This is a genomic window from Bacillus sp. 7894-2, from assembly GCF_002272225.1.
In the GTDB taxonomy this organism is placed as follows: domain Bacteria; phylum Bacillota; class Bacilli; order Bacillales; family Cytobacillaceae; genus Cytobacillus.
Genome location: NZ_NPDG01000098.1, coordinates 1 through 19,189 on the forward strand (window position 1 = coordinate 1; position 19,189 = coordinate 19,189).

The following is a 19,189-nucleotide window of genomic DNA, read 5'->3' on the forward strand; positions in this document are numbered from 1 at the left end:
AACTCAGTGAATAATATATAAAAAGCAGCAAACATTGCGAAAAACAGTCTTTTGAAAATAGCCATGATTTGAAGTTGCACTGCAAAATAAGAGATAATACGGATACGAATACAGTTACGGGCGGGTGGTTTTCATGAGTATAAATAAAAAAGATGTTGTCAGACTTTTAGAAACAATCGCTGTTTATATGGAGTTAAAAGGAGAAAATCCGTTCAAAACAGCCGCCTTCCGAAAAGCGGCACTCGCACTTGAATCTAATGATGAAAGCTTGACTGAAATTGATGATTTCACAAAGCTATCCGGCATCGGAAAAGGCACCGCTGCTGTTATAGAGGAGTACATCAAAGAAGAAAAGTCTTCTGTTCTGGATGAACTGAAAGAAGAAGTCCCTGCCGGATTAATTCCTCTGCTTCAGCTCCCGGGGCTTGGCGGCAAGAAAATAGCCAAGCTATATAAAGAACTGGGCGTCGAAAATGCTGCAGACCTTGAGGAAGCGTGCCGCAATAAGAAGGTCCGGGGACTGGCAGGATTCGGAGAAAAATCTGAAGAAAAGATACTCGCTGCCCTTGAAAATGCAGGAACCAGACCGGAACGGCTCCCGCTTGCATTCATGCTGCCGATAGCAGAAGGCATAGAAGCAGCCCTGGCTGAAATGAAGGATATTGAAAAGTATTCAAGGGCAGGAAGCTTAAGGAGAATGAGGGAAACAATCAAAGACCTCGACTTTATCATAGCTACTGACAATCCTGCTTCTGTCAAAGAACAGCTATTAAGTCTAACCGGCATCAAAGAAGTAATTGCTGCAGGAGAAACAAAGGTTTCTGTTGTCTTTCAGCATTCCTATGATATATCGGCTGATTTCCGAATAGTTGAGCCGCATGAATTTGCCACAACACTCCATCATTTTACTGGATCAAAGGACCATAATGTCAGAATGCGCCAGCTCGCAAAAGAGCGCGGGGAAAAAATCAGTGAATATGGAGTCGAAAATACAGAGACAAGTGAAATCCTTACGTTTAATAATGAAGAAGAATTTTACGCGCATTTTGGGCTTCCGTTCTTCCCTCCTGAAATTAGGGAAGATGGGAAAGAAGTAGATGAATATACGCAAGACATGGAGCTCATTTCTCTTGAAGATATTAAGGGTGATCTTCATATGCACTCAACCTGGAGTGATGGCGCTTATTCCATAGAGGAAATGATCGAAGCGTGCCGTGCCCGCGGCTATAAATACATGGCTATAACAGACCATTCCCAGTACCTGAGAGTGGCGAACGGTTTGACAGCCGAAAGGCTTCGCAGGCAGAAAGAAGAAATAAAGCGGCTAAATGAGCAATTCGATGATTTCACCATATTATCAGGGGTAGAAATGGATATTCTGCCTGATGGATCGCTCGATTATGACGATGAACTTCTGGAGGAGCTGGATATTGTCATTGCTTCCATCCATTCTTCTTTTTCACAGCCGAAAGAAAAAATCATGGCCCGCTTGAAAACGGCTCTGCAGAATACCCATGTTGACATTATTGCCCACCCTACGGGAAGATTGATCGGCCGCAGGGAAGGCTATGAAGTAGACATGGAAATGCTCATCGAGCTCGCCAGGGAAACAAATACAGCCCTTGAGCTGAATGCAAATCCAAACCGGCTTGACCTTGCTGCTGAACATATCAGACAAGCTCAGGAAGCCGGTGTGAAAATAGTGATTAATACAGATGCACATAAAATAGATACTTTAAATCATATGGAAATCGGTGTTTCTGCGGCAAAGAAAGGATGGATCAAGAAAGAATCCGTTTTAAATGCCTTAGAAACAGGAGATTTGCTCAAATTTCTGAGAGAACGCCAGTAGGAAAATTGGGCATGAAAGGGGAAAGTCCTCATGCAAGAAAGAGTATTGAAGATACTTGAGTTCAATAAAGTGAAGGAACAGCTGCTGGAACATGTTTCTTCGTCCTTGGGAAGAAAAAAGGCCTTAAATATTCTTCCTTCAACTGACTATGAAGAAGTAATCCGCAGGCAGGAAGAAACAGATGAAGCGGTAACAGTGCTTAGAATTAAAGGGAATGTACCGCTTGGGGGCATTTTTGACATACGACCTCATGTGAAGCGGGCGGTTATTGGCGGAATGCTTAGTCCCCAGGAACTTAACCAGATATCCAGCACGATTCATGCAAGCCGGCAGATGAAACGGTTCATCGAGGAATTTGCCGAGGAAGAAAGCAGCCTGCCGATCCTATTGGGATATACAGATAAAATTATTGTTCTGGCGGATTTGGAAACATCTATCCGTAATGCGGTCGATGACAATGGGGAAGTACTTGACAGTGCGAGCGAGACTCTTCGTTCCCTTCGAAATCAGCTTCGTACAAAAGAATCGCGGGTAAGGGAGCGGCTGGAGAGCATGATTCGGTCTTCCAGCGCACAAAAAATGCTTTCCGATGCGATTATAACGATCCGAAATGACCGGTTTGTCATACCGGTTAAGCAGGAATACCGGGGCCATTATGGAGGCATAATCCATGACCAGAGTTCTTCCGGCCAGACATTATTCATTGAGCCCGCGTCCATTGTCCAGCTGAACAATGAATTACAGGGCATCAGGGTAAAAGAACAGCAGGAGATTGAACGGATTCTCATAGTGCTATCAGGACAGACTGCTGAGAATAGCAGTGAACTGGAAACCATTGTAGATGTGCTCGGAGAAGTCGATTTTACGTTTGCAAAAGCCAGATACAGTAAACGCATAAAAGCCTCCAAACCAAAAATTAATAATCAAGGGAAAATTTCATTATTCAAAGCCCGGCATCCGCTTATTCCGATTGAAGAAGTGGTGGCAAATGATATTAAGCTCGGAGATGATTATTCAACAATAGTCATAACGGGACCTAATACCGGCGGGAAAACAGTTACCTTAAAAACACTGGGGCTTTGCACATTGATGGCACAAGCCGGTCTGCAAATCCCGGCGCTTGATGGTTCTGAAACAGCGGTCTTCGGAAATGTTTATGCTGATATCGGAGATGAACAGTCAATTGAACAAAGCTTAAGTACCTTTTCTTCTCACATGGTGAATATCGTCGATATTCTTAACCAGGTTGATTTCAATAGTCTGGTTTTATTCGATGAGCTTGGTGCAGGCACAGATCCGCAGGAAGGTGCAGCTCTCGCGATTTCCATTCTTGATGAAGTATATAAGCGGGGTGCAAGAGTTATTGCCACAACTCATTACCCTGAACTGAAAGCTTATGGCTACAACAGAGAAGGAGTTATCAATGCCAGTGTAGAATTTGATATTGAAACGTTAAGCCCAACCTATAAGCTGCTGATTGGGGTTCCGGGCCGAAGCAATGCTTTTGAAATATCTAAACGGCTTGGGCTCAATGATCAAGTGATTGAGACAGCACGATCTTATATCGGAACAGATACAAATCAGGTTGAGAACATGATTGCTTCACTGGAGGAAAGCCGCAGACAGGCAGAGGCTGATATGGAAGAAGCCAATGACTTTTTAAAAAGCGCTGAAAAACTCCATAAAGATCTGCAAAAGCAAATGGCTGAATTTTATGAGCAAAAAGATGCTATGCATGAGAAGGCTGCAGAAAAAGCAGGCGATATCGTTGAGAAAGCCAAGGCTGAAGCAGAAGAGATTATCCGTGATTTAAGAAAGATGCGGATGGAGAAACATGCTGAGGTGAAGGAACACGAGCTGATAGAAGCAAAGAAACGCCTGTCCGATGCTGCGCCCCAGATGAGCACAGCCAAAAATAAACTAAAGCCAAAGAATACTAAGCATGTTTTTGAAGCAGGCGATGAGGTTAAAGTTCTGAGTTTTGGGCAAAAAGGGCATCTGCTTGAAAAGGTGTCTGAAAATGAATGGCAGGTTCAGATTGGTATCCTGAAAATGAAAGTGGCCGAAAAGGATCTGGAGTACATTAAAAGCCCAAAACCTGTGGAAACAAAACCAGTGGCAACGGTGAAAGGAAGAGATTTTCACGTCAGCCTTGAGCTTGATTTACGGGGCGAGCGCTATGAAAACGCGCTCTTAAGAGTCGAGAAATATTTAGATGATGCCCTGCTGGCTGGATATCCCCGTGTCTCCATCATTCATGGTAAAGGGACCGGTGCATTGAGGCAGGGTGTTCAGGAATATCTGAGAAATCACAGATCTGTAAAGAAAATCAGGTTTGGTGAAGCTGGAGAAGGCGGTACAGGGGTTACAATCGTTGAATTCAAATAAGCTTCCCTTCCCCTTATGATTATTCAAAGGGGAAGGGGATGTAATACCGGCGGGGAGAATATAAATGAAAGAATTTTGGGAAAATGAGTTTATCCAGACAGCTGCTTATTACAGTGTTGTCATTTTGTGTATGATTGTTTTTTTAGCCGTTTTTGAATTAGTCACCAAGTATCGCAATTGGGACGAAATAAAAAACGGGAATCTTGCTGTAGCGATGGCGACCGGCGGGAAAATTTTTGGGATCGCCAATATCTTCAGGCACTCCATTATGCATAATGATACCTTGCTGACAATGATTACCTGGGGAGTTTTTGGCTTCTTTCTTTTGTTAATAGGCTATTTCATATTTGAGTTTTTAACACCAAAGTTTAGAATAGACGAAGAAATTGAGAATAATAACAAAGCTGTCGGCTTTATTTCCATGGTGCTGTCAATCGGTTTGTCTTATGTCATTGGTGCAGGTTTATTATAAGGAGAGAATTAACATTGGAAAAGTTAGCAAAGGTTCTGCTGGTTCTTAGCGGAGTATTTGTTCTTATTGGGGCCATTTATATATTTTTCATTGCATAATATTTTTGTAAAATAGGGAAATGAGGAAATCGCCAATTCATATGGCGATTTTTTTTACTTTAATCATTTGAAGAATATTACAGATAGAGTGGACAGCCTATATATGAAAATTTCTTCCTGAGTGCAAGGTCTTATTCTAATTGTCATAGATCCAGCATTATATTATAATAAGAAAGAACAGTTGGAATGTTCAAAAAGTTCAGAAGGAGTACATCGCTTTTCTGAAACTTTAGCAAGAATGAAGGAGGGACAAAATGGCAGAAGCAAAACCATGGCTTAAGCAATACCCGGAAGAAATCCCCTCAACTTTGTCATATCCAAAACAGCCGGTACAGGATTATTTGAAAAATGCTGCAGAAGAATTTCCGGAAAAAATAGCAATCCACTTTATGGGGAAGGAATTCACATATAAATATATCTACGAATCTTCCCTGAAGCTCGCTGCATATTTGCAGAGCCTTGGAATTGAAAAGGGAGACCGGGTAGCGATCATGCTTCCGAATACTCCTCAGTCCGTTATCAGCTATTATGGAATTCTGATGGCTGGGGGGATTGTTATCCAGACAAATCCGCTGTACATGGAACGTGAATTGGAATACCAAATGAAAGACTCAGGAGCAAAAGCGATCATTACAATGGATATCTTATTTCCCAGAGTGACCAAAGTGATGCCGCATACAGAATTGAAGCATATAATTGTAACGGCAATCAAAGATGCACTTCCATTCCCTAAAAATTTAATATATCCTTTTATCCAGAAAAAACAATATGGAATCGTTGTTAATGTAAAACATGAAGGTCATAATCATTTGCTGACAGAAATATTAAAAAGACCGGCAGAGCCACTTAGAATCCATAAATTTGATTTTGAAGAAGATTTGGCATTATTGCAGTACACAGGCGGCACGACCGGTTTCCCTAAGGGTGTCATGCTATCTCACAGCAACCTTGTATCCAATACAGCGATGTGCAAGGCCTGGCTTTATAAGTGCAGGCGCGGCGAGGAGACGGTGCTTGGCATACTTCCATTCTTTCACGTGTATGGAATGACAACAGTCATGATTTTATCTGTAATGGATGCGCATAAAATGGTCCTCCTTCCTAAGTTTGATCCCGAAACTACTCTGAAAACCATTCATAAACAAAGGCCGACCTTATTTCCTGGAGCACCTACTATTTACATTGGGTTATTGAACCATCCGGATATAAAAAAATATGATCTATCTTCTATAGACTCCTGCATTAGCGGATCTGCTGCCCTGCCGGTTGAAGTCCAGCAGAAATTTGAAGAAATAACAGGAGGCAAGCTTGTAGAGGGCTACGGTCTGACTGAATCATCACCTGTTACTCATGCGAACTTCTTATGGGACCGCCCCCGTGTCAAAGGCAGTATAGGTGTCCCATGGCCTGATACAGATGCAGCAATTTTCTCACTGGAGACAGGAGAAGCACTTCCGGCAGGAGAAGTTGGCGAAATTGCGGTTAAAGGACCTCAGGTAATGAAAGGCTATTGGAACCGACCCGAAGAAACGGAGCAAAGCTTAAGAGATGGCTGGCTACTCACAGGTGACCTTGGCTATATGGATGAGAAGGGATATTTCTATGTAGTGGACAGGAAAAAGGATATGATTATTGCAGGAGGATTCAATATTTACCCGCGTGAAATAGAAGAGGTACTATATGAGCATCCAGCAGTACAGGAAGTGGTTGCTGCCGGAATACCGGATCCGTATCGAGGAGAAACAGTAAAAGCTTATATTGTGCTGAAGGATGGAAAAGAGGCAACGGAAGATGAACTGGATCAGTTTGCAAGAAAGCATCTGGCAGCTTATAAGGTTCCACGGCTATATGAATTCCGCAGTGAGCTTCCTAAAACAGCAGTTGGAAAAATACTGAGAAGGGCGTTAGTGGATGAAGAAAAGAAGAAATTTAAAGAAGAAGAGGAAAAACGGGCTTAGCTTCAGAGACCGATTTTCAATCGGCTCTTTATTTTTGAATCAATAAGCTTGTCCAGATATAAAGCAAATGTAATAATAGAATATATTTAAAGGGAAATTCTTGACACAAACGAATTGTCCTACTATTATAAAAATATGAATGATGATTCATTCATTTTAGTTTAAAAATAATAAACCAAGTGGACAGGCTGACCCCGGCAGCAGGAAAGGAATTTTCCCGCACTGCTGCCTGTTAGAATCAATGCACCGTTTATTCTGAAAGGAGGGACCAACATGAAAAAAACAAAGCCTAAATACCGGCAGATTATTGATGCGGCTGTAGTCGTGATTGCTGAAAATGGCTATCACCAGGCTCAGGTATCAAAGATTGCCAAACAGGCTGGTGTCGCTGATGGCACGATCTACTTATATTTTAAAAACAAAGAAGATATATTAATATCCCTCTTTCAGGATAAAATGGGCTACTTTGTTGAGAAAATTGAGGAAAAAATAGCAGGAAAAGAGAAAGCTGCAGAGAAACTATTAATGATGGTAGAATCTCACTTTAAAATGCTCTCGGAAGACAAGCACCTGGCAATTGTAACCCAGCTCGAGCTGAGGCAGTCCAATAAAGACCTTCGCCACAAAATTAATGAGGTGCTCAAGGGCTACCTCACTTTAGTGGAAAGAATTCTTGATGACGGCAGGGAGAACGGTGAGTTTTCAGCAGACCTGGATATCAGGCTGGCGCGTCAAATGATTTTTGGCACCATGGACGAAACCGTGACCACATGGGTAATGAATGAGCAGAAATATGATCTTACGGCATTGGCAGGACCTGTTCATAAACTTTTAATCAGCGGGTGTGGAAAACCTTGAGAATGTTAAAGTGCTCAATAATATAGTAGGAGGGATACGATGGAATACCTTAAATGGTCCCATAGCGACTTCGTAGCAACGATTACAATTGAACGTCCGCCTGCGAATGCTCTTTCATCAGGTGTATTGAAAGAGCTTTCAGCTGTCCTGGATGAAGTTGAAGATAATAGTGAAGTTAGAGTTATTCTAATTCACGGAGAAGGCAGATTCTTTTCAGCTGGAGCTGATATAAAAGAATTTACAACTATTGAAAGCGGAGAGGATTTTTCAAACTTAGCGACCTATGGACAGGATCTCTTTGAGCGGATGGAAAAGTTCCCTAAGCCAATTATAGCAGCCATTCATGGGGCAGCACTTGGCGGCGGCCTGGAGCTTGCGATGGGCTGTCACTTCCGTCTTGTAGCTGAAAACGCAAAGCTCGGCCTTCCGGAGCTTCAGCTTGGATTGATTCCCGGTTTTGCCGGAACTCAGCGGCTTCCCCGCTATGTAGGAACTGCTCGTGCAGCTGAAATGCTGTTCACAAGCGACCCGATCACCGGGCTTGAAGCAGTTCAATACGGTTTGGCTAACCATGCCTTTCCTGAGGAGCAGCTTTTGGAAAATGCCTATAAAATGGCAAAGAAAATTGCCAAGAAGAGCCCAGGCTCCATCAAGGCGGCTATTGAGCTATTAAACTTTGGAAAAACCGGTCAATTCTACGAGGGTGTAAAGAAAGAAGCAGAATTGTTTGGAAAAGTATTTGTATCTGAAGATGGGAAGGAAGGCATATCTGCATTTATTAATAAGCGGGAGCCAAACTTCACCGGAAAATAGCAATTAAAAGAATTGAGCTGAAAGATTACATTCATCTTAATAATCTATTATAATAGACATGTAAGCGGTTAATTTAATCTTCAGAAGATTCATTGGTTAAGTTATGGTCTGTGAGCGAGCGCCCGCTCAATTTTAAAATAAGCGGGCAGTTCGAAACAGATCAACCTTTCTGTACGCGTTAAATATTTTCAATCTTTCGAAGTGAAGAAATGTTTTAATTAATGGCTTTGTACTATGACAAGGCTTAATTACTAGGAGGGAAATCATGAACATCTACGTATTAATGAAGAGAACATTTGATACTGAAGAAAAAATTACAATCTCCGGCGGTAAAATCAATGAAGATGGCGCTGAATTTATCATTAATCCCTATGATGAATATGCAATTGAAGAAGCAATCCAGGTTCGTGATGCGAATGGCGGAGAAGTAACAGTTGTTTCTGTGGGAACAGAAGAAGCTGAAAAGCAGCTCCGTACCGCTCTTGCGATGGGTGCTGATAAAGCTGTTTTAATCAATACAGAAGATGACGTTGAGAATGGGGATCAGTTCACAACGGCAAAAATCTTATCCGAATTCCTGAAAGACAAAGATGCTGACTTAATCATTGCTGGGAATGTAGCAATTGATGGAGGTTCCGGACAGGTTGGACCGCGTGTAGCAGAAATTTTAGGGATTTCTTATGTAACAACTATTACTAAGCTTGATATTAATGGCAGCTCTGCCACAGTAGTACGTGATGTTGAGGGAGATTCAGAAGTAATTGAGACATCTCTTCCATTATTGGTCACTGCCCAGCAGGGTCTGAATGAGCCTCGCTATCCATCCTTGCCAGGAATTATGAAGGCAAAAAAGAAGCCTCTTGATGAGCTTGAGCTTGACGATCTTGATCTTGATGAGGAAGATGTTGAAGCTAAGACAAAGACAATTGAAATCTATATGCCGCCTAAAAAAGAAGCAGGTAAAGTTCTTGAAGGCGAATTGGAAGATCAAGTTAAGGAACTGGTGAAACTTCTTCATACTGAAGCTAAAGTTGTCTGATCATCAATTACTGATTAATAATAACGCAGGGGGTAAAACATATGGCTAGAAAAGTATTAGTGTTAGGTGAAGTCCGTGACGGTTCATTGCGTAATGTATCCTTCGAAGCTGTTGCAGCCGGTAAGACTGCATCAGAAGGCGGAGAAGTTGTAGGAGTTTTAATTGGTGATTCTGTAAGCGCTTTAGCGAGTGGAATGATTCACTATGGTGCTGACCGTGTTGTAACTGTTGAAGATGAGAAGCTGAAGCAGTATACGCCAGATGGTTTTTCACAGGCTTTAATGGCTGTGATTGATTCTGAAAGTCCGGATGGCCTTATTTTTGGGCATACAGCAATGGGGAAAGATCTTGCTCCTAAAATTGCAGCCAAGCTTGAGTCGGGTTTAATCTCTGACGTAACAAGCCTTGAAGAAGCAGGCGGCAATCTGGTCTTCACACGCCCGATTTATTCAGGAAAAGCTTTTGAAAAGAAGATTGTGACAGATGGCCTCCTTTTTGCCACCATCCGTCCAAATAACATAGCTCCTTTGGAGAAAGATGAATCAAGATCAGGAGATGTTGCTTCTGTTGCTGCAGAGATCAAGGATCTTCGCACAATCATTAAGGAAGTTGTCCGCAAAGCGAGTGAAGGCGTTGACTTATCCGAAGCTAAGGTTATTATTGCCGGCGGCCGCGGTGTTAAGAGCGAGGAAGGCTTTGAGCCATTAAAAGAGCTTGCTTCTGTTTTAAATGGAGCTGTAGGTGCCTCACGTGGAGCCTGTGATGCTGATTATTGCGATTATTCACTGCAAATTGGACAGACGGGTAAAGTGGTAACACCAGATCTGTATATTGCATGTGGTATTTCCGGAGCTATTCAGCACTTAGCCGGGATGTCCAACTCCAAAGTAATCGTCGCGATCAACAAAGATCCGGAAGCCAATATCTTTAAGGTAGCTGATTACGGTATTGTCGGAGATCTGTTTGAGGTTGTTCCTCTGTTAACAGAAGAGTTCAAAAAGCTTAAAGTAAACGCATAAAGTACAAATGGGCGGCAGATGGCCGCCCATTATACATAAAGCCCATAAGAAAGAAAGAAAGAGAATAATCTGCTTTACATAGGGTAAATTACGATCGAGCAGATTATTCGCAACATAGTATAAACGATGATATACTGTCGTTAGTATTTGAGTTAAATTTTAGGAGGCATAACAAATGGCTATTACACACGCAACTGACCAAAATTTCACTGCTGAAACTGGTTCGGGATTAGTATTGGCAGATTTCTGGGCTCCATGGTGCGGCCCTTGTAAAATGATCGCTCCTGTATTAGAAGAACTTGATTCTGAAATGGGCGATAAAGTCAAAATCGTAAAAATCGATGTTGACGAAAACCAGGAAACAGCCGGCAAGTTTGGCGTAATGAGCATCCCAACTTTGATCGTACTAAAAGACGGTGAAGTAGTGGATAAAGCGGTTGGCTTCCAGCCGAAAGAAGCTCTTGCTGAATTACTTTCAAAGCATGCTTAATCTATAAGAAATTTCCCGGTGTCCCATGCGGACATCGGGATTTTTTTATCATGTGTGTTTAGCAGTTATGCTGCATGTTCCCCAGCTGATATAATAGGATAAGAATCAAGTGTCACCTGCAATTTAAGAACTTACTAATGCAAACTAAGCCTTATGACCTACTTGCATTCCAACATTGTCATGCCAAACTATTAAATATATTGAACTCCAATAAGTTTTAATCGGGGAGGTGGAGTGCCATGAATGAAACGATAAAAAATAAACTGATGCTGTTGCCTGCGCAGCCAGGCTGTTATTTAATGAAGGACAGGCAGGGGACCATTATCTATGTGGGGAAAGCCAAAATTCTCAGAAATCGGGTCAGATCCTATTTTACAGGCTCACATGACGGAAAAACATTAAGACTTGTTAATGAGATTGTGGACTTTGAGTACATTGTCACATCTTCAGACATGGAAGCATTGATCCTTGAGATGAATCTGATCAAGAAGTATGATCCCAAATATAATGTAATGCTGAAGGACGATAAAAGCTACCCATTTATCAAATTGACGGCCGAACGCCATCCCCGTCTGATTACAACGAGAAAAGTAAAGAAAGACAGGGGAAAATACTTTGGCCCTTATCCCAATGTGCAGGCTGCCAATGAAACCAAAAAGCTGCTCGACCGTATTTATCCTCTCCGCAAATGTTCAACTCTTCCGGACAGAGTTTGCCTTTATTATCACTTAGGCCAATGTCTTGCACCGTGCGTAAAGGAAGTAAGTGAAGAACAATATAAGCAAATGACAGATGAAATTGCGAGATTCTTAAACGGCGGATACAAAGAGATTAAAAAAGACCTAACTGCCAAAATGACTGCCGCTGCCGAAGAATTGGACTTTGAACGAGCAACAGAGCTCAGAGATAAAATTGCCCATATAGATGCAACGATGGAAAAGCAAAAGATGACAATGACAGATTTTACAGATCGGGATGTATTTGGGTATGCGGTTGATAAAGGGTGGATGTGTGTCCAGGTCTTCTTCATCAGGCAGGGCAAGCTCATCGAACGGGATGTATCAATGTTCCCGATTTATAATGAGCCGGAAGAAGAAATTTTAACGTTCCTCGGCCAGTTTTATACTAAAGCAAATCACTTTAAACCCCGTGAAATATTGGCACCCGATTCCGTTGATACAGTCATGGCAGAACAGCTTCTTGATGTGAAAGTGCTAAAGCCGCAGCGCGGGCAAAAAAAGGACCTGGTGAAGCTTGCTTATAAAAATGCAAAAATTGCTCTCCAGGAGAAGTTCTCTTTAATAGAACGTGATGAAGAACGGACTATTAAAGCTGTTGAAAATCTGGGTGATCAGCTTGGAATTTATACTCCTCACCGGATTGAAGCGTTTGATAATTCAAATATCCAGGGGACGGACCCTGTTTCTGCCATGATCGTCTTCATTGATGGCAAACCGGAGAAAAGAGAGTATCGAAAATATAAAATAAAGTCCGTCCAAGGTCCTGATGATTATGAATCCATGAGAGAAGTCGTCCGCCGCAGATATACAAGAGTACTGAAAGAAGAATTGCCGCTTCCTGACTTAATCTTGATTGATGGAGGAAAAGGGCATGTTGAAGCTGTACGGGATGTGCTTGAAAATGAGCTTGGTCTGGATATTCCGATTTCAGGCCTGGTGAAGGATGAGAAGCATAGAACTTCACAGCTTTTATATGGTAATCCGCTTCAAATTATTCCGCTTGCAAGGAACAGCCAGGAATTCTACCTGCTGCAGAGAATTCAGGATGAAGTTCATCGCTTTGCGATTACTTTTCACCGCCAGCTTCGCGGAAAAAGTGCCTTTCAGTCTATTCTGGATGAAATTCCGGGCATAGGTGAAAAGCGAAAGAAACAGCTGCTGAAGGCCTTTGGATCTGTTAAGAAAATGAAAGAGGCACCAATTGAGGAGTTTAGAAAAATAGGCATTCCTGCAAATGTTGCTGAGGAGTTAATGCAGAGACTTGAGGAACAAAATGGAAACTCCAAGTCTTAAATGGATATAGACAGAAAAATTCAGACATGTTATACTAATTGAAACTTTATATCAATATCACTTTATAGCGATAAAGCGCATGTCCATATAGTTAAACTGAACTATTGGACATAATCGTTAAGTGAAGGTAGAGGTGCGAACTTCATCAGTAAAAGCTTGGAGAAGAATGAGCTTCCATGAAAAGCTTTGAAAGGGTATGTTCGCCGAAGTGGGGAAAATCTCATCATTTTTTCTGCTGGTTTTGCATTGAATAAATGCAGGATTGTCAGGACATTGCCGTCCTGGAGAGCTATCTCACTGTGTTTGCTCACTTATACATTTTGGCTGCACAGCAATGGGATAGTTAAACTATTCCATTGCTTTTTTTATTGCCCAAAAGGGGTATTTTTAGATTTAAGGCCATTGTCAAATACAGCCGAGTGGAATGTCTTGCTTCACTTACATAGGACGGCAAATCATAAAATTACGAGTTCTTTAGAAAGAAGGGAAAGCTGTGGGAATCATAGTGCAGAAATTCGGAGGCACCTCCGTGGGGACTGTAGACAGAATACAAAATGTCGCTAATCGGGTAATTGAGGAAAAAAACCGTGGAAACGATGTTGTTGTGGTTGTTTCGGCAATGGGCAAAACGACTGATCAGCTGATTGGCATGGCAAGGGAGATTTCCCCATCACCAGATAAAAGGGAAATGGATATGCTGCTTACAACCGGCGAACAGGTGACCATCTCTTTATTAGCAATGGCATTAAATGCAAAAGGACATCCCGCCGTTTCTTTTACAGGGTGGCAGGCAGGTATTAAAACAGAAGCAGTCCATGGCAATGCGAGGATAGTCAATATTGATCCAGCCTCCATTCAGGGGGAATTGAATCAGGGGAAAATTGTGATTGCAGCAGGCTTTCAGGGGATGACAGAAGATGGTTCAATAACCACGCTTGGCCGCGGCGGATCTGATACAACTGCTGTTGCACTGGCTGCAGCACTTAAAGCTGACAAATGTGATATTTATACGGATGTTACAGGTGTGTTTACAACCGATCCCCGATTTATAAAGAATGCCAGAAAGTTACATTCTGTGTCCTATGATGAAATGCTTGAGCTGGCCAATTTGGGGGCTGGAGTGCTCCATCCAAGAGCAGTTGAATTCGCTAAAAACTATGGACTTCCGCTTGAAGTGCGCTCAAGCCTTGAAAAGGAAGCCGGAACAATCATTGAGGAGGAAGTAAAAATGGAACAAAATTTAGTGGTGCGCGGTGTGGCTTTTGAAGATGACATAACAAGGGTAACAATCATTGGTCTTCCTAATTCACTGACTGGGCTGTCTACTATTTTCTCGGCGCTCGCCAAAAACCACATTAATGTCGATATCATTATTCAGAGCATGACAGAAGCCCAGACTGCTAACCTGTCCTTCTCAATTAAGAATGAAGATCTGACGGATACAGTGAAAGTTCTGGAAAAGCATAGAGATCAATTAAATTATGACCGCATTGAGTGGGAATCCGGGCTTGCAAAGGTTTCAATTGTCGGTTCAGGCATGATTTCCAATCCGGGTGTGGCTGCAGAAATGTTCGAAGTGCTTTCATCGAATGAAATTCAGGTGAAAATGGTAAGCACGTCAGAAATTAAAGTATCAGCGGTTGTGGAAAACAGTAAAATGATCGATGCTGTTGACGCTTTACATGAGGCATTCAAGCTGTCTGTTTCCGCGGTTAAGGCTTAATTTCGAAGCTATAAACAATAAGCTATCAGAAATTGATAGCTTATTGTTTATACAAATTAGATGTTACTCAGCAGGGTCCTTTTTATCCCACTTCACAGTAATAAGGATTTTGCCGGTTTTCTTGCGGGGATGTTCGAAAGCCTCACAAATAACTTCTTTTTGAAATTCAATCTGCTGGGCTATAAAACCAGCCTCGAGCTGAAATGTGCAGTTATTGTTTTTTTGCAGGCGGCCAGCAATCAGCGGGCTTGATAATACCATTTCAAGTTCATGTTTAGATTCGTTTGCGATCGAAAGGTTGCCCCAGCCGGCATTTATAAAAAATTCGCCAATCTGTCCGGCTGTTTCCAGAGGATACATGCGTGCAAGCCTTTTGCCGGCCCAATATAAAATTTCGGGTGCTTCATTTCCTAAAAGGTCATGCAAAAGAACTTCCCGGATCAGTTCATAGCCAAATACCGGTACTGACTGTATGTGATCTTCATTAGATTTCGCAGATGCTAATTCGCTCAATAGTCTCCCCTCTTTCTATGATTATATTATATACAATATGCTTGGAGAGTTAATATCAATTCGGGAAAAAATAGAACGATATGCATAGAAATAATTACTATTTCAGAATATTGGAGACCGGCAATTAGGTCATATTGAACCGCAGAATAATATATGTTTTTAACCGGCAAATATTTTTTAAAAATTTTATTAATATGGAACATTTTATGTATCCGTTTTCTTGACGCTCTATTATCTTGGGAGTAAAATGGACATGTCACATAATTGTAAGAAAATGAATAACATTTTCGAGATGATGTCCTGAGCGGGGGCTCAGCATCGTTTTTTTTAAATCAGGGGGGGAAAGTTTATGGCAGGTAATCGTGAGTTTTTTAATCGCAGATTGCATTCATTGCTTGGCGTAATACCAGTTGGATTGTTTTTGGTGCAGCACCTTGTAGTGAACCATTTTGCAACAGGGGGAGAGGAATCTTTTAATAATGCAGCGCATTTTATGGAAAGTCTTCCATTTAGAATATTCCTTGAAACGTTTGTAATCTATTTACCTTTACTGTTCCACGCAATCTATGGCCTTTATATTGCTTTTACTGCGAAAAATAACACAACCAGATACGGATATTTCCGCAACTGGATGTTTATGCTTCAGCGTGTTTCAGGTGTTATTACGCTGGTTTTTGTTGCATGGCATGTATGGGAAACACGCGTACAGGCTGCCTTTGGAGCAGAAGTTAACTTTCAGATGATGGAGAATATCCTGTCGAATCCATTTATGTTCTGGTTCTATATTATTGGAGTCATTTCTGCAATTTTCCACTTTGCTAACGGGCTTTGGTCATTCCTTGTCAGCTGGGGACTTACAGTATCTCCTCGTTCACAGGTTATTTCCACTTACGTAACAATCGGAATTTTCATTGCACTATCTATTGTTGGCGTACGTGCTCTTACAGCATTTATTTAATAGACAAGAGATTATTAGACTTGATCGGATAAATAGGGAATTGGGCAGCTGCCCGGCTCCGCATTATTGAAAGCGCATAGGCAAAATCAGCACTTTTGGCAGAATAAACGCCATCGGAAGGCCTCAAGGGGACCGGTAAGCGGGTGCTGGCGCTTTTCTTACAAGTATTAAGGGAGTGAGTCACGATGGGTAAAGGAAAAGTTATAGTTGTCGGCGGCGGACTAGCCGGTTTGATGGCGACAATTAAAGTAGCAGAATCTGGGACTCCGGTTGAATTATTTTCTCTGGTACCGGTTAAACGTTCTCACTCTGTTTGTGCCCAGGGCGGCATTAACGGAGCGGTAAATACAAAAGGGGAAGGCGATTCTCCTTTGATTCATTTTGACGATACAATTTATGGCGGGGACTTCCTGGCTAACCAGCCGCCTGTAAAAGCAATGGCAGAGGCTGCACCTGGCATCATTCATTTATTTGACCGTATGGGTGTTATGTTTAACCGTACACCTGAAGGACTGCTTGACTTCCGCCGCTTCGGTGGAACACAGCATCACCGTACTGCGTTTGCCGGTGCTACAACTGGACAGCAGCTTCTTTATGCAATGGACGAGCAGGTCCGCCGCCATGAAGTGTCAGGATTAGTGACAAAGTATGAGGGATGGGAATTTCTTGGGGTTGTCATCGATGATGACGGAGCTTGTAAGGGTGTCGTTGCCCAGAACCTGACTACTATGGAAATTAAGTCTTTTTCTGCAGATGCAGTTATTATGGCATCCGGCGGACCGGGAATTATTTTCGGAAAATCCACTAACTCTGTCATAAACACAGGCTCAGCGGCTTCCATCGTTTATCAGCAGGGCGCTTATTACGCAAATGGGGAATTTATTCAGATTCATCCAACCGCCATCCCTGGAGATGATAAGCTTCGCCTAATGAGTGAATCTGCACGCGGTGAAGGCGGACGAGTATGGACATATAAAGATGGCAAACCATGGTACTTCCTTGAGGAGAAATACCCAGCTTACGGAAACCTGGTGCCTCGTGATATTGCAACGCGTGAAATTTTTGATGTTTGTGTTAACCAGAAGCTTGGCATTAATGGGGAGAACATGGTATATCTTGATCTTTCCCATAAAGATCCTAAAGAGCTTGATATTAAGCTTGGGGGAATCATTGAAATCTATGAGAAATTCCAGGGTGAAGATCCTCGTAAAGTGCCAATGAAAATCTTCCCTGCTGTTCACTATTCAATGGGCGGATTATGGGTTGACTATGATCAGATGACAAATATTCCAGGCTTGTTTGCAGCTGGTGAATGTGATTATTCACAGCATGGTGCCAACCGTCTTGGTGCCAACTCACTGCTATCAGCCATTTATGGCGGTATGGTAGCAGGCCCGAATGCAGTCAAGTATATCAGCGGATTAGATAAGAGTGCTGAAGATCTGCCATCATCACTATTTGACCGCCATGTAAAACAGGAAGAAGAAAAATGGAATAATATCATGTCTCTTGATGGCACAGAGAATGCATATGTCCTTCATAAAGAGCTTGGTGAGTGGATGACAGACAATGTAACGGTTGTCCGCCATAATGACAGGCTGTTGAAAACAGATGAAAAAATTGTTGAACTTATGGAGCGCTATAAAAACATTAATATTAATGATACTGCGAAGTGGAGCAATCAGGGTGCAAGCTTTACGCGCCAGCTGCAGAATATGCTTCAACTGGCACGTGTTATTACAATTGGTGCCTATAACCGTAATGAAAGCCGCGGTGCACACTATAAGCCGGACTTCCCTGAACGTAATGATGAAGAATTCATGAAAACAACAATGGCGAAGTTTGTTGATGCAAATTCCGCTCCTGCGTTCCATTACGAAGACATTGATGTAAGCTTAATTCCACCGCGTAAGCGTGATTATTCCAAAAAGAAAGGGGAGAACTAAACCATGCAAGAAACAAAAACTAAAACAGTCCGTTTTGTAATCAGCCGCCAGGATACTCCTGATTCAGCCCCTTATCAGGAAGAGTTTGAAATTGATTACCGTCCGAACATGAACGTTATTTCAGCCCTTATGGAGATTCGCCGTAATCCGATTAACGTGAAGGGTGAAGATACTACTCCAATCACATGGGATATGAACTGCCTTGAAGAAGTCTGCGGTGCTTGTTCAATGATTATTAACGGAAAGCCGCGCCAGTCATGTACAGCACTTGTGGATCAGCTCGAACAGCCGATCCGTCTAGAGCCGATGCGCACGTTCCCTGTAGTCCGTGACCTGCAGGTCGACAGAAGCCGTATGTTTGATTCCCTGAAAAAGGTTAAAGCATGGATTCCGATCGATGGCACGTATGATTTGGGACCGGGACCGCGTATGCCTGAGAGAAAGCGCCAATGGGCATATGAACTTTCAAAGTGCATGACATGCGGTGTTTGCCTGGAAGCATGTCCGAATGTTAACAGCAAATCTGACTTTATCGGACCGGCTCCTTTATCACAGGTTCGCTTGTTCAATGCTCACCCAACTGGTGAAATGAATAAAGCTGAACGTCTGGAGCAAATCATGGGTGATGGCGGACTTGCCAATTGCGGGAACTCTCAAAACTGCGTACAATCCTGCCCGAAAGGCATTCCTTTAACAACATCCATTGCGGCACTTAACCGTGATACAACATTCCAGTCTTTCAAAAACTTCTTTGGAAGCGACCAGATCTAAACTTGATAAAACCCCTTTCCTTTTGGAGAGGGGTTTTTAGTCTATATTCGCATAATCTTTTATTTAGGCTGTTTTCGTAAAGTTTATTGCTTTTTTCTAGCTTAGTTTAATTTGCTGAGTTGATTGGAGCGGAGGGCACTTGATCCTCGAAAATGCTGACGCATTTCCTTCGTGCGGTGTTTATCCGAGGAAGCTTATTCAATGTCCTGCGGGAGGAGAGGGAAGTGTGAGACCCCGCAGGCGAAGCCGAGGAGGCTA

General features: G+C 42.4%; 15 protein-coding genes and 1 riboswitch. Of the genes, 14 read left to right on the forward strand and 1 reads right to left on the reverse strand.

Annotated elements, in window-relative coordinates; all coding sequences use genetic code 11:
- Positions 1 to 133: 133 nt before the first annotated feature.
- The 11 genes from polX to CHI10_RS14435 all read left to right on the forward strand — a co-directional run bounded on the left by polX (position 134) and on the right by CHI10_RS14435 (position 14,743).
- Positions 134 to 1,852 carry a DNA polymerase/3'-5' exonuclease PolX gene (gene polX, locus CHI10_RS14385; RefSeq protein WP_095244931.1) on the forward strand — a complete coding sequence of 573 codons (1,719 nt, stop codon included), beginning with the start codon at positions 134 to 136 and terminating at the stop codon, positions 1,850 to 1,852.
- Between the two features lie 30 nt (positions 1,853 to 1,882).
- A complete protein-coding gene (locus tag CHI10_RS14390) occupies positions 1,883 to 4,240 on the forward strand; it encodes an endonuclease MutS2 (protein ID WP_095244932.1) in 2,358 nt (785 codons plus the stop codon).
- A 64-nt stretch (positions 4,241 to 4,304) separates the two neighbouring features.
- A complete protein-coding gene (locus CHI10_RS14395) occupies positions 4,305 to 4,712 on the forward strand; it encodes a DUF350 domain-containing protein (protein ID WP_095244933.1) in 408 nt (135 codons plus the stop codon).
- Between the two features lie 352 nt (positions 4,713 to 5,064).
- On the forward strand, positions 5,065 to 6,768 hold the full coding sequence (locus CHI10_RS14400; RefSeq protein WP_095244934.1) for a long-chain-fatty-acid--CoA ligase: 1,704 nt from the start codon (positions 5,065 to 5,067) through the stop codon (positions 6,766 to 6,768).
- Between the two features lie 273 nt (positions 6,769 to 7,041).
- Entirely contained in the window at positions 7,042 to 7,626 is a 585-nt protein-coding gene (locus CHI10_RS14405; RefSeq protein WP_076260626.1) for a fatty acid metabolism transcriptional regulator FadR, read from the forward strand.
- A gap of 39 nt (positions 7,627 to 7,665) precedes the next feature.
- The gene (locus CHI10_RS14410; RefSeq protein ID WP_095244935.1) at positions 7,666 to 8,439 is read left to right on the forward strand and encodes an enoyl-CoA hydratase; all 774 of its coding nucleotides are present in this window, start codon (positions 7,666 to 7,668) and stop codon (positions 8,437 to 8,439) included.
- Positions 8,440 to 8,704: 265 nt separating this feature from the next.
- Complete coding sequence (locus CHI10_RS14415) at positions 8,705 to 9,478, forward strand: electron transfer flavoprotein subunit beta/FixA family protein (RefSeq protein ID WP_095244936.1); 774 nt, start codon at positions 8,705 to 8,707, stop codon at positions 9,476 to 9,478.
- Between the two features lie 41 nt (positions 9,479 to 9,519).
- A complete protein-coding gene (locus tag CHI10_RS14420) occupies positions 9,520 to 10,497 on the forward strand; it encodes an electron transfer flavoprotein subunit alpha/FixB family protein (protein WP_095244937.1) in 978 nt (325 codons plus the stop codon).
- Between the two features lie 175 nt (positions 10,498 to 10,672).
- A complete protein-coding gene (gene trxA, locus CHI10_RS14425) occupies positions 10,673 to 10,987 on the forward strand; it encodes a thioredoxin (RefSeq protein ID WP_035330252.1) in 315 nt (104 codons plus the stop codon).
- A gap of 239 nt (positions 10,988 to 11,226) precedes the next feature.
- On the forward strand, positions 11,227 to 13,020 hold the full coding sequence (gene uvrC, locus CHI10_RS14430; protein WP_095244938.1) for an excinuclease ABC subunit UvrC: 1,794 nt from the start codon (positions 11,227 to 11,229) through the stop codon (positions 13,018 to 13,020).
- A gap of 120 nt (positions 13,021 to 13,140) precedes the next feature.
- Positions 13,141 to 13,320: riboswitch (Lysine riboswitch) on the forward strand.
- Between the two features lie 193 nt (positions 13,321 to 13,513).
- Entirely contained in the window at positions 13,514 to 14,743 is a 1,230-nt protein-coding gene (locus tag CHI10_RS14435; RefSeq protein WP_095244939.1) for an aspartate kinase, read from the forward strand.
- Between the two features lie 63 nt (positions 14,744 to 14,806).
- Here CHI10_RS14435 and CHI10_RS14440 read toward each other — a convergent pair whose 3' ends face one another.
- Positions 14,807 to 15,256 carry a YslB family protein gene (locus tag CHI10_RS14440; RefSeq protein WP_095244940.1) on the reverse strand — a complete coding sequence of 150 codons (450 nt, stop codon included), beginning with the start codon at positions 15,254 to 15,256 and terminating at the stop codon, positions 14,807 to 14,809.
- Between the two features lie 349 nt (positions 15,257 to 15,605).
- Between CHI10_RS14440 and CHI10_RS14445 the strand changes: the two genes are divergently transcribed.
- The 3 genes from CHI10_RS14445 (at position 15,606) to sdhB (ending at position 18,931) form a co-directional block, all read left to right on the forward strand.
- Complete coding sequence (locus tag CHI10_RS14445; protein WP_076263475.1) at positions 15,606 to 16,214, forward strand: succinate dehydrogenase cytochrome b558 subunit; 609 nt, start codon at positions 15,606 to 15,608, stop codon at positions 16,212 to 16,214.
- Positions 16,215 to 16,399: 185 nt separating this feature from the next.
- The gene (gene sdhA / locus CHI10_RS14450; RefSeq protein ID WP_095244941.1) at positions 16,400 to 18,160 is read left to right on the forward strand and encodes a succinate dehydrogenase flavoprotein subunit; all 1,761 of its coding nucleotides are present in this window, start codon (positions 16,400 to 16,402) and stop codon (positions 18,158 to 18,160) included.
- A gap of 3 nt (positions 18,161 to 18,163) precedes the next feature.
- Complete coding sequence (gene sdhB / locus CHI10_RS14455; RefSeq protein WP_095244942.1) at positions 18,164 to 18,931, forward strand: succinate dehydrogenase iron-sulfur subunit; 768 nt, start codon at positions 18,164 to 18,166, stop codon at positions 18,929 to 18,931.
- The last annotated feature ends 258 nt before the right edge of the window (positions 18,932 to 19,189 follow it).